The sequence below is a fragment of the Roseomonas sp. TS2 genome (assembly GCF_058833935.1).
Map to the genome: position 1 here is coordinate 1 of NZ_JCACVY010000135.1, position 12204 is coordinate 12204.

At 62.4% G+C, this 12204-nt stretch carries 10 protein-coding genes; 3 read left to right on the forward strand and 7 right to left on the reverse strand.

Annotated elements, in window-relative coordinates:
- Together ACZJYS_RS17785 and ACZJYS_RS17790 are read left to right on the forward strand one after the other, a co-directional pair.
- On the forward strand, nucleotides 1-425 hold a 425-nt coding region (locus ACZJYS_RS17785; RefSeq protein WP_493179799.1), incomplete at its 5' end, for a hypothetical protein.
- A gap of 27 nt (nucleotides 426-452) precedes the next feature.
- Entirely contained in the window at nucleotides 453-710 is a 258-nt protein-coding gene (locus ACZJYS_RS17790) for a hypothetical protein (protein WP_493179800.1), read from the forward strand.
- An 800-nt stretch (nucleotides 711-1510) separates the two neighbouring features.
- Here the strand turns inward: ACZJYS_RS17790 and ACZJYS_RS17795 are convergent.
- From ACZJYS_RS17795 to ACZJYS_RS17825, 7 genes are all read right to left on the reverse strand, one after another.
- On the reverse strand, nucleotides 1511-2416 hold the full coding sequence (locus tag ACZJYS_RS17795) for a sigma-70 family RNA polymerase sigma factor (RefSeq protein ID WP_493179801.1): 906 nt from the start codon (nucleotides 2414-2416) through the stop codon (nucleotides 1511-1513).
- An 82-nt stretch (nucleotides 2417-2498) separates the two neighbouring features.
- Nucleotides 2499-2897 (reverse strand): cupin domain-containing protein, encoded by a 399-nt coding sequence (locus ACZJYS_RS17800; protein ID WP_493179802.1) that lies wholly within the window; start codon nucleotides 2895-2897, stop codon nucleotides 2499-2501.
- Between the two features lie 57 nt (nucleotides 2898-2954).
- Entirely contained in the window at nucleotides 2955-3701 is a 747-nt protein-coding gene (locus tag ACZJYS_RS17805; RefSeq protein ID WP_493179803.1) for an SDR family oxidoreductase, read from the reverse strand.
- Between the two features lie 207 nt (nucleotides 3702-3908).
- Complete coding sequence (locus tag ACZJYS_RS17810) at nucleotides 3909-4364, reverse strand: carboxymuconolactone decarboxylase family protein (RefSeq protein ID WP_493179804.1); 456 nt, start codon at nucleotides 4362-4364, stop codon at nucleotides 3909-3911.
- Nucleotides 4365-4828: 464 nt separating this feature from the next.
- Complete coding sequence (locus tag ACZJYS_RS17815; RefSeq protein WP_493179805.1) at nucleotides 4829-6949, reverse strand: hybrid sensor histidine kinase/response regulator; 2121 nt, start codon at nucleotides 6947-6949, stop codon at nucleotides 4829-4831.
- A gap of 394 nt (nucleotides 6950-7343) precedes the next feature.
- A complete protein-coding gene (locus ACZJYS_RS17820; protein ID WP_493179806.1) occupies nucleotides 7344-7724 on the reverse strand; it encodes a VOC family protein in 381 nt (126 codons plus the stop codon).
- A 771-nt stretch (nucleotides 7725-8495) separates the two neighbouring features.
- Complete coding sequence (locus ACZJYS_RS17825) at nucleotides 8496-10511, reverse strand: ATP-binding protein (protein WP_379632460.1); 2016 nt, start codon at nucleotides 10509-10511, stop codon at nucleotides 8496-8498.
- A gap of 1299 nt (nucleotides 10512-11810) precedes the next feature.
- On the opposite strand from ACZJYS_RS17825, the gene ACZJYS_RS17830 reads away from it, so the two are divergent.
- Entirely contained in the window at nucleotides 11811-12011 is a 201-nt protein-coding gene (locus ACZJYS_RS17830) for a thermonuclease family protein (protein ID WP_379632462.1), read from the forward strand.
- Nucleotides 12012-12204 lie beyond the last annotated feature (193 nt).

The following is a 12204-nucleotide window of genomic DNA, read 5'->3' on the forward strand; positions in this document are numbered from 1 at the left end:
ACGCCATGAACCCCGAGGCCTACGCGGCCCGCGGGCGCTACCCCGAGCCGACGAATGGCCTCATCCGCCAGGTCGAGCATATGACGTGGGTCGCGCAGGTGGGATCTGGCCGCAAGGCTGGCTCGGCCCCGGCTGGCGAGGAGACGAACCCGACCAAGGTGGCGCTCGCCGTCTATGGCATGCTCGCCAACCACCAGCCCCTCGACGCCGGCGCCTCGGCGCTGATCGAGGGCTGGCTACGCGGGCTGGAGGCGCTGCTGGACGGGCAGTTGCCCGAGGCCGAGGCGCCGGACCCGGTGACGCCTGAGCCCGAGCCGTCCGACGAGGTGGCCGAGCTGCGGGCGCAGGTGGCTCGCCTTCAGGGGCAGCTCGCCACGGCGCAGGCGGCGCTGGCGGCGATCAGGGCCGCCCTGCCGCCGGGGTGAGCGATCGGGTATGGTCCGACTATGGCCATGCCCACCGTCATCCCCGAGCGATTCCGCGTCGTCAGCCGCTCAGACACCCCGGACGGCTGGACCGTCTGCGAGTACCGCGGCGCCACGATCCGGTGCTGCGGGGTGCACAACGTGCTGCTGATGCCGGACCACCCCTACCATGGCGCCAGCTTTGGCCAGGCGTCGTTCGTCGAGACGCTGATTGACCTGTGGCTCGACGAACGGCGGCTGCCGCAGGGGTATAGGGCAGGCACCAGCAGGCTCGCGCCGGACTGATAACCGGCGGCGCAGGATCCTGCGTCGTCTGAGGTCCGGTGAGCCGATTTAGCGCTCGCCCGGCCAAATATGGCGAGGTGGGTGTATCACCAGGAACGTGCGCCCGCCTCGTTCCTCCCAGCCCGCCCAATTGCAACCATGGCGCTGAGCAGCAGCATTTGCGCGGGCCAAGGCTTCCCCCCGCTGATCGGCAGGACAATTGAGCGGAAGCTCGGCCCGTTGGCCGGTACGCTTAGCTCGGGCGGCGATTTCATTAAGAACCGTGTCAGATGGGATCGTCATCGCTTCCTCCCGTGAATGGCGTAGCGCGCATAAACTACTCTAGATGCAACGATAATCCTTTAGAACTCATACGGAATGCCCATGAGGCGAGGCTTTGCCGTAATGGCGGAGACTCATACTGCTGGGAACCTTCGCAGCGTCCTGGGTTTTGCTACAGGACGTGCAGGGATCTCAGCTGCAATGAGCGGTGAAGATTATCAATATATCTAGCAAATCGAGAGAGACGTAGCTCGCCTGGAAAGTCTAGGCGAGGCAATTTACAATGGCGCGCAAGCAGACATGTTCCAGGCGTTTCTACGCCACCTGCACCATACCTCCATGGAAGCTCATCGTCTTGTAGGCTTGCCTGGTCCTCCCGCAGAGCCCCTATCCTGCTGGCTCCATAACCCGCGAGGAACTGGAGATGAGCCATCGTCCTCATGACGATAACTCCGATATTGCTGCGCCCGGCGGAAACAGAGAGCGCTTGGAGAGGTTGGGTTCTACGTGGGGCGACCCGCCGGTCGTCCGCTGCCCAATCACTGTGTCGGCAAGGTTGTGTCCGGTTCCGCCGCGAGAGCCTGCGCGACATGGCGTAGCTTGTCGGGATTGCGGGTGATGTAGATCGCGGTGATCTGTCCACTCTCGATGGCGAGCGCTGTCGTCTGGAGCACATTGCCGCGCTCGCGGCTGACATAGCCGGGCAGCCCGTCAATCCAGACGGTTTCGATCATCTGCGCCCAGCCTGCCCCCCATTTGCGGCGCACACCCTCGAACATGCGCAACAGGCGGTCCAGTCCCGCGATGGGATTGATGAAGGCCAGAACCTTGCCGCCGCCATCCGAGCGCAGCACTGCGTTCTCGGCGAGAAGCGTGCGTAGTGTTGCGGTGTCGCCGGTGGTCGAGGCTGCGAAGAAGGCAAGCGCGATCCGCTCGCCCTCCTCGCGTGCCACGGGGAAGCGCGGACGCGCGGCCTGAATGTTCCGCCGCGCCCTAACAGCGAGCTGACGCACGGCGGCCGCTTCCCGGTCGAGCGTGTCCGCCACCTCGCCGAGTGGCATGCCGAAGACGTCGTGGAGCAGGAAGGCTGCCCGTTCGAGCGGCGAAAGGCGCTCCAGCGCCATCATCAGCGTGAGTGTCAGATCATCTTCGTCGACGCCGTCCGCTTCGGTTTCCACGAACGGATCGGGCAGCCAGGCACCGACATAGGTCTCTCGGCGGGCACGAGCCGACTTCATTTCGTCGAGGCAGAGCCGGGTGACCACGCGCGCTAGGAAGGGATACGGGGCGGCGACATCGCTCCGGTCGGTGCCGACCCAACGTAGCCATGCATTCTGCACGACGTCCTCGGCCTCACTGCGCGAGCCCAGCATACGGTATGCGATGCGCAGGAGCCGCGCCCGATGGGTCTCGAAGATGACCGTGGCGTCGTCTGCCTGCCGCATACGCATATCCTCGACGGTGGTTTGGAATAACTTGGCCATGGCTGTCGCGCGGGATAACCGCCGTTCAAAACACACGGGTCTCCTAATGGCGATCCGGCGTTGTCAGTTCGGTGTCGTCCGTGTCGACGACGAAGACGGCGAGGAGCTTGGAGGACTCGAGGTCGCTGGCGTTGGCGCTGACGCCGTGATGGTCGCCTGGCATCTCGACGAAGCTTTCGCCGACGTGGAAGACCCTCTCCGGCCCGTCGTTGATCCGGCTGCGCACTGCGCCCTCGATAACGGTTGCCGTGATGAAGGCGGATGCGGCGTGGGTGTGGGACGGCGAGGAGCCACCCGGACCATACTCCACGAGAACGCCGCGCAGGCTCTTGCCCGGAACAGAGGGGAGCGGATGGTCAAAAATCGTCGTCACGCGGGCCTCACCATTTGCGACGTCCGCCGCCAGGGTAGGGGCGGGTGAGACGGCAATGAGGGCGGCCAACAAAAGATTCCGGAGCATGAAAGGGCCTTTCGTCGTGGAGGGAAGACGTGCAGCGGTTTAGGCGGCGAGCCAGTTCTCGAAGCGTGTTGGCCCCAGTCGTGCCGCGCCCTCATGCTCGGGAACAAGCGACCCTGTTTCGAGCGCGGCGCCGAAGTAGCGCGCCGCCCTGTCGGCCAGCACCTCCCGATTGTCGCCGTTGGCGGCGATGCGGCGGGCGACGAAGTCGCGGAACGGCTGGCGGATCGGTCCGGCGATCTCGATCGTCGCATTGCGCGGCGGAGCAAGTGCGACATCGGCGAGTGCTGCGGCGACATCGGCGGCGGCGATGGGCTGGAAGTCGGCATCAGGAACGACAAGGCAGTCGCCATCGACTGAGGCTTCGGCGATGGCGTCCACGAACTCGAAGAACTGGGTCGCGCGCACGATGGTGAAGGGGATGCCGGATTCCTTGATAAGCCGCTCCTGCGCGACCTTAGCCCGGAAGTAGCCGTTCCCCTGAAGGCGGTCCGTGCCGACGATTGACAGGGCGACGTGGTGCTTCACGCCCGCTTCGTGCTCCGCCGCAAGGAGGTTGCGACCAGAGCGCTCAAAGAAGTCGAGCACTGCCGTGTCCTCGAAAGAGGGCGAGTTCGACACGTCGACGACGACGTCGGCTCCGTGGAGCACGTCCGCAAGGCCTTCGCCCGTCAGCGCATTTACCCCGCTGCTGGGCGATGCCGCGATGGCCTCGTGCCCTTGCCGCGAGAGTTCGGCTGTCAGGTGCCGACCGATGAGTCCGCTGCCGCCAATCACCACGATCTTCATCTTGCCCTTCTCCTTGTTCGAGTACGGATGGGGCGGCTTCATGCCGCGCTCTCGCGTTCGTCGAACATAGGACGAGGTGGGTTGGGCCGGATGTGACATGCTCCGTAGAAAATTCGCGATGTGAAACACGAAATTGTCGGTTAGGGATCGATCGACTCGGCGGGCGGGACGGCATCGGCGCCGTCCCTGACGAAGCGGCAGAACGGACTAAGCCTTCGCCTGGACCGGGAGGCGGAAGGGTGCACCGAGACGGTTGAATGCGTTCATCGCCGCGATGGTGATTGTGAGGTCAACGAGGTCCTTCGGCGCGAAGGCCGCGCTGGCGGCGGCATAGGCCTCGTCGGAAGCGTGCGTCTCGCTCACGAGCGTGACCTCCTCCGCCCAAGCAAGAGCTGCGCGGTACTGGTCGGAGAATAGGTGGGGCACCTCGGCCCAGACCGGAACCAGGACCACTTTCTCGATCGGCATCGTCTTCAGCAGGTCCCGGGTGTGCAGGTCGATGCAGTGCGCGCAGCCGTTGATCTGCGATACACGCAGGAAGACAAGGTGGATCAGTTCGTGGGGTAGGCTGGTGCCTGTGGTGATGTAGTGGTGGATGCCATAGAGCGCCTTGGCACCCTGCGGCGCCACATTGTTCCAGACCAGCCGCTTGTTCTCGCTCATATCTCGTCCTTTTGCTCGGAACGCCGAAGATTGACGTTCAAAGCCATGACGAGACGAGCGGCCGAGATGTGACATGTCGTGCAGCATTTTCACTCAAAGCGGCTCGTGTTTTAGCCGAACGCATCTATGTCCGCTTCAGATCAGCCTAAGCGGGTCGATGACCGACCAACATAGGTCGGAGGCGGACAGGCGCCGCCGGACCAAGCTCCGAAGGGCCGCCAGACTGTGTCAGATGACGGCGTAACTATTCCGCGCGCCCGGTAACCTTTGAGCGGGGTGCTCTTCAGGCCGCCAGCTGGCCCTTGCCATGAATGACGGCTTTGCGCCCAACCAAGACGTAGGAGGTGTCTCATTACTTCCTCCAAAGCCGACATCGGCAGCAGTGACAGAGCCTCCGCCTTCTGCGGTAACGGAACACCCTGCCGTGGGGCGACCCAGAGCGGAGGGTCACACATGACCACGACCTAAGTTTGCGAGACCATCTCCTGGATGCGCCGAGCCATGGCCCCGAGCGCAAAGGGCTTGGTCATCACCTGCATACCTGGTTCCAGCCGACCGTCTCCGAGTAAGGCCTGCTCCGCGTAGCCGGTGATGAACAGGACCTTCAGATCGGGGCGAAACTGTCGCGCCACGCTGACCATCTGGCGCCCGCTCATGCCCCCGGGTAGGCCAATGTCACTGACCAGCAGGTCGATCCGGGCTCCCGACTGCAGTATTTCCAGCCCGGAGGCGCCGTCCGGTGCATCGAGCGCTGCGTACCCAAGATCGTTGAGCACCTCCGTCACGAGCATCCGGATCATCGCTTCGTCATCGACCACGAGGACCGTCAGCCTTGTGCCGAGAGGGGCTTCGGGAGCGTGTTCTTCGTTCACGCCAGCGGTTGCCATCTCGCCTTGATAACGGGGCAGGTGCAGGCAGATTGTTGTGCCCTCACCGACCTCGGACCGGATCTGCACATGGCCGCCGGACTGCTGGACGAACCCATACACCATGGAGAGGCCGAGGCCCGTCCCCTGGCCGATCGGCTTGGTGGTGAAGAACGGATCGAATGCCCTCGCTTTGACCTCTGACGTCATGCCCACGCCTGTGTCGGTCACGCAGATTGCCACATGCTGGCCCGTTGGCAGGCCGTGTTCCGTGGCGCTGGCCTCGTCGAGGTTTGACGTCCCGATCGTCAACTGCCCACCCTGTGGCATGGCGTCGCGCGCGTTGATGCAGAGGTTGAGCAGCGCATTCTCGAGCTGGTTCGGATCGCAGAGGATCGGCCAGACGTCGGCGCCAAGCTTAGCCTGGACGCTGATCTCCGGACCAACCGTTCCCCGGAGGAGCGCCTGCATCCCGGTGATGAGCGGGTCCACCTGAATCGGCTTCGGGTCGAGTGTCTGCTGGCGCGAGAAGGCCAGCAGCCTGTGCGTCAGTGAGGCTGCCCGGTCTGCCGCACCGCGTGCGGCATCGACATAGCGGTCGATGCCGCCGTTCCGGCCCTGGGCGATCCGTGTCTTGAGAAGCTCCAGACTGCCTGTGATGCCGAGCATGAGGTTGTTGAAATCATGGGCCAGACCACCCGTGAGTTGGCCGATGGCCTCCATCTTCTGCGCTTGTCGGAGCCGCTCTTCGGTGCGCTGGAGAGCTGCCACCTGCTCCTTCTCCACAGTAACGTGACGGCCGTAGGCGTAGACCAGGTTGCCCTCGACGGACGTGCTCCACGAGATCCAACGTGGTGTGCCATCCTTGTGCCGGTAGCGGTTCTCGAAGCTGATCAGGTCATTCTGGCTCGCCGCCAGGTGCAGGGCGCCACGGGTTAGCTCAGCGTCCTCGGGCCAGATGAAGTCAAGGAAGCTCTGGCCGACCACCTCGGCGGGCTGGTGCCCGAGCACGGCCGTCCAGGCGGGGCTCACGGCTTGGAAGATCCCACCCGCACTCACGATGACCAGAAGGTCCCTCGAGTTCTTCCAGACACGGTCAAGCTCGACGGTGCGCGCGGCCACCAGGGCTTCGAGCTTGGCCTCGCTTTCCCGCAGGGCCTGCTCGCCCAAGACCTTGGTGGTGGTCTCAGTGCAGGCGCAGAACAGGCCCGCGATGCTGCCGTCCTCGCTGTGGAGCGGCGTGTAGGAGAAGCTGAACCAGGTATCCTCGGGATACCCGTTGCGCCGCATGGGGATGGGCAGGTCTTCGAACGAGAGCGCCTCGCCGCCGATCACCCGCTGCACGATGGGGCCGAACTGCGGCCAGATGTCGGACCAAGCCACCTCGAACGCCTGGCCAAGCGCTTGGGGATGCTTGGAACCAAGAACTGCCGCGTAGTCGTCGTTGTAGAGCAGGATGAGCTCAGGCCCCCAGGCCAGGAACATGGGCTGCTTGGCATGGAGCATGAGGCAAACGACGGTCTGCAGGCTTTGCGGCCACGCCTGCGCTTCCCCAAGCGCGGTGGCCTGCCAGTCGAACGCGCGCACGCGTTGGCCCATCTCTCCGCCACCCGCGAGGAAGTACAGGCTCTCTGGAGCGTCTCTTTTAGAGCCCTTCCCGAAATCTGCCACGAAGCGCTCCGTCTCCACCAGCTGGTTTGAGTCGACCTCACGACCCATGCGGGGATCATCACCGTCAACTGGCCAAACACGGCTTGGAAGCTGCCGGTTTCGGGCGTTTTGCAGGCGTTGATCTCTGTGCCTGACTACCACGGCAGGAACCTAGTGTCCTGAGAGATCCCGGAGCCAGCTACCCCGGGCCATCCCGTATCGTTTTGCATCGGGGCTTTGAGCGAGCTCTCATCACTGCCAGAGGCCGCTTGCTGGCCTCCCTTTCCTGGAAAGCAGAGAGACCGCTTCCAGCCAAACTCTGCCCTCACCCAGCAGCGCTCAGCCCGATAATGGGGGAACAACAGGGCTTGGGAAAGCAGTTCCCACTGGCAAGCTGCCGCTCAGCTAAGAGGCAGCTTGCTACTATTTCTTCGTTTGCAGGAAGGGCTTTGCCAGTCGAGGATCACGAAGGAACATATATGCCGCACAACTTGTTGCCGTCGGGATCGCGGACGTACGCCAAATGTATCGTTCCCATCGCCGATTGGCGTGGTCCTGGCCCATCCTCGATCGAGGTGCCACCGTTGGCGACCGCTACGTCGTGGAACTGGCGGACCTGCTTGGCTGAGTCGCACGAGAAAGCAACGGTGCTACCGTTAGCGACAGTCGCAGGCTTGTCGTTAATGGGTTCTGTCACAATGAAATTTGCGCCGCGGTCACTGCGGTAGAAAAGCCGAGTGTGACCGCTGCCTGCCATGTTGATCGTGGCCTCATTTACGCCCAGCGTACCAAGCACGGCATCATAAAAATGCTTGGATCGATTGATATCATTGGATCCTACCATTGCATGAAATAGCAAAATCTCTCTCCCCAAAAACGCTTACACCGGCTGCGACGGTACTTCTTGATCGCAATGTAAGGCAGCCTGCTGATGGTAGCATCCTTCATGCTGGCTGCACTGTCGACAAGCACCGATATCTGCTTTGATTCGACTGCCGACACGGGCAATGCGGATTACTGTGGCACCCATTTATTTTCGCATATTTTCGCACAGCTAGGCATGCTAATCCTTGATTGTCGTATGTCTGGCTCCCCCCAGGCCCAGGCTGCCTTATTCGTCAGCGAGAGCATTCAGATGAGCGGCCTTCAGCAAAGGGCCGAACAGGCCAGCCAGAGAATGGAGGCTGCGCTGATGACCGCGCACACTATGGGAACCAGATGTGTCTGTAGCACTGTCGTTCTCCCTTTGACGCTAACCTTTTTTGATGAATGCATCATTTTAAGCATCACGAATTAGGGAAAATCAACCTAAAGGTTTTTCCTGGTGATCCTGGGACAGATCCGCGTGAGCGCCGGACCCTGCTCAGCAAATCCGAGGTCAAACGGAAAGAGGAACCTGGCTTAGCCGTGTCCCTCTGAAAACTGGCCGCTGAGCGCAAAATTCTGGCTGCTTGGCCTCGGAAAATCGATGCCTTGCTGCAACTAAGGCTGTCTGCCGTGGTTGAGCTGATGTGCTTCCTCGGCACACTAGAGGGCGGACATTGGTGGCAACGGTGCCCTGTCGGGGCCTCCCGGTAGGGCGCCGTTGTTCCGACTAGATTTTTATCGGCCGTATCTATTCCCGAGCGTGGCCAAAATCTGAGGTCTCTCGATCGGGCCCGGTACGAGCGCCGCGGCGCAGCGCCGCCTGCAGACGATCGATCATTTCACTGCGCTTGTAGGGCTTACCCAGCACCTCAAGCGTAATGTCTCGGGGGCCATTCAGCGACATCTCGTCATTATAGCCGGTGGTCAGCACCACTGGCACATCAGGGCTGCGTTCGCGCACCCATTCCCCGAGAACCAACCCGTTGGCTCCACCTGGCATCAGCACGTCCGAGAACACGAGGCTGAAGGGGTCGTTCGCCGCCTTGGCCTCATCAAAGCGCTCAAGCGCCTGCTCAGCGCTGTAGGCGACGACCACGCGGTAGCCAATGTCAATCAGCGCCTCCTGAGCCATGTGGGCGATCTCCCGACTATCATCCACCACAAGGATCAAGGGGGGCGCCGTGGATTCGCTCAGCGCGCGCGTCTGATAGCCGCTCTGCTGTGCCTCGAACCGCTGATCCTCCGTTTCCTGCACCATCTTTGGAAAGATCATGCGGATCGTGGTGCCACGCCCCGGCTCGCTCTCGATCTCCAGCCGGCCACCGGATTGCTGAACAAAGCCCTGAGCCATGGCGAGGCCAAGGCCGGTACCCTGCCCTTGCGGCTTGGTGGTGAAGAAAGGTTCGGTGGCGCGCGCCTGGATGTGTGGGGGCATGCCCGTGCCCTCGTCACTGACCGAAAGTATGACGTAATCACCTGGCTCCAGGTGATGTGCCGCGGCGTTGCCGTTGAGGTGGATGGCCTTGGTCTTCACGGTGATTGCACCGCCATTGGGCGAAGCGTCACGCGCATTCACCACAATGTTGAGCAGCGCCATCTCGAGATGCACCGGATCCACCTTCACCTCGGGAAGGCGCCGCTGCAGACTAAGGTAAAGCTCGGCTCGTTGCCCCACCGAACTTTCCAGCAATTCGCCGAAGGAATTCACCAGCTGGCTCAGGTCGACGCCTTTCGGCTCGAGCCGCGAGCGACGAGCAAAAGCCAGCAACTGGCGGGTTAGTTTGGAGCCGCGTTCCGCAGCCGCCGTAGCAGCGGAATGATATCGTTCAAAAGCGCGTTCGTCATGGCGCTTATGTTTCATTATCTCCAGGCTGCCGTTGACGATCTGCAGCATGTTGTTGAAGTCATGGGCTAGCCCAGCAGTAAGCTGACCAATGGCTTCCATCTTCTGCGCCTGCCGCAGCGACTGCTCGCTCTCCCGCCGTTTGGAGACGTCAAGCTGGCTGGCGAAAAAATAGATCAACTCTCCAGACTGGTCGAATACCGGCCCCATGAAGATCGCGTTCCAGAAGGGTGTGCCGTCCCGCCTGTAATTCAGGATCTCAAGGGCGATTGGACGTTGGTCCCGTATAGCCTCGCGCAGTTGAGTGACCGCCATCGGATCGGTTGCGGCGCCCTGGAGAAAGCGGCAGTTGCGGTTCAGCACCTCTCCCTCCTCATAGCCGGTCAGGTCGAGGAAGGCATTGTTGGCGAAGACGATTGGGCAATCACTCTGCCTCGGATCGGCTAAGATCATTGGCATCCGCGTCATCTCGACAGCAGCGAAGAACACGCTGCCTCGGTTTTCAATGCTCGGATCGACAATGTTTGCCTGTTTCCAATGATGGAGCCCAGGTCGCCCTAGTGGTTCAAGGGCACCCTGGTCCATGGCACCTGCAGCCGGTATGCCGGTATCATTGGCCTGATCAGGAGCAGAGCCGTCTACTTTTTTGCCCATCGATGGATTTTTGAAACCTTCTGCAGAGATGCTGACATGGTGGTGCCCGAAAAAATCAGCTCGAGCTTTGAAGTTTTCACAATTTTTCAGTAGCGGATTATTTCGGCTGCCCTGCTCCGTACGATTGGCGTGGTTGTCTTTTTGCCAAGGGCAAAATGTGGTGCTTGCTGATTGTGCAAGCGACCGCGGCAGGTATTTCGGTGCACTGGAGATGCAGGATGCTGTGCCATGAGTGCGCGTACGCCGGTCGCTAGCGCGCGGTGTCATGTGGATGCGGCCGGCGGCACCAGGCTTAGCCCACAGGACCAGCGCCTGACGGTGATCTGCTCCATGTCCAGGACACGAGCCACCTCTGCCGGCTTCCAATCGAGATCGACCAGGCACTGCCGGAACTCTTTGGGCGTCATTGAAGGTCAGCCTGCGCCGCTTTGAAGGCACCGTGCGCCGTGCGCGGTGCGCAGGGCCGCCACGGCCGCCTCCGCCTGCCGCAGGCCAATGCTGGCTTATCGGGCGTCCCTGCGTACCACCGTGCAGGCGCCTTTTTCGGCGGCACGGCAGGAGCATTTCTGCTTCTGGAGATCACTCCTCTGTTGCTCTACCTCACAACCACCGGTTAGTGTTCCCCTCGTATCTCCACTTTAACGAGTGGCTGATAGGCTAACCGCCCAGCCTTCCTCCCCCGCGGGCTGGGCGGTCTCGAGAGTCCAGACGTTGGCCCTCTCAAGCCGTCCGCCTTATCCCGTCGAGTGCGGCGGGATCGGCGGCAGCCTGACCAGCCGCCACCCGGAGCGCTCCAGCTGCTCGAGCACACGGTCCGCGGCTTGGTCTGGCGCTGGGCAAGCCAGGGTTTTCCCCAGCGGCCGACCCTCAAGACTGTAGCGGAGCACATAGCAGACAGCCTCCAGCACGGCGTCACGCTCGGTGCTCTCCAGCTCATCCATGTCGGCGCGATTAGCTAAGTGCTCCGATGCCAGCCGCATCACCAGAATGCGGCCCCGCGCACCGGATTGATCACCTCGCCAGCCTTACACGACTTCACGAGAGCGACGCGTGTGACAGAGCGGGCGCAAACGCTGCAGCGCATCTGATCCGCCATGGCTTCGACGGACATCTCGCCCCGTGCGTCCAGCACCTCCTCCACGCAGACCAGCCGATTGGGTGGGCAGGTCGGATCAGCGCAGCGCGTGCGGATCAACCATCCTTCCCAGTGGGACAGTGGAGCCTCTCGGAAAGACAGGAGGGTGAGGGGGGCGGCCGGAGCCGGGCGGACGTGCATGTCTAATCTCCATCATCAGTCGGCCCCCGCCGAATCGCCCCGCTGCGGACGCTATCATGCAGAACGAAAGAAGAACAAGATTCGCGTGATAGCAGGGAGATCTTTAGGGTCTTGTCGCTATCCTCGGCTGATGCTGGCCATTCGCGCTGTATCTCCGGATCTTCTCGCTGCCCTGCTGATCGGCTTATCGCGACCGCCTCAGGCAAGCGCCACGGAGTTGGTGGGCCTGGTCGTGGGCATTTGGCGGCGAGACCCTGACGCGGCTGATCGCCGAGCGGGAGCAGGTAAAGGTGCGGCTGGCCGAGATCGACGCGCTGGAAAGCCGACAGCTCTGGGGCGCGTGCCAGTCGCTGGCCGACTTAGCCTTCCAGCGGAGCGTACGGGTGGAAGTGGTCGACACCGACCGGTACGGCCGAACGGTAGAGAAGGTCTGGCTGGGCGGCCTGGATGTGAACCGCAAGCTGGTCAGGCGAGGGGATGCCGGGGTCTAATGGCAATACCTGCGTGACCAGTCGATGCTGGCGGTCGAGCGAGATGCCCGGGCAGCACGCCGCGGGCTTTAGAGGTTACCGGAGGCGGAGAGGGTGCCGCCTTGGATGTGGCGACGCGCTGCTAGAAAAGGCGACCTCGGTTAGACAAAGACTGGCCTAAGCGCTTGATTTTCTGCGGTGCTCTTCCGTCGGT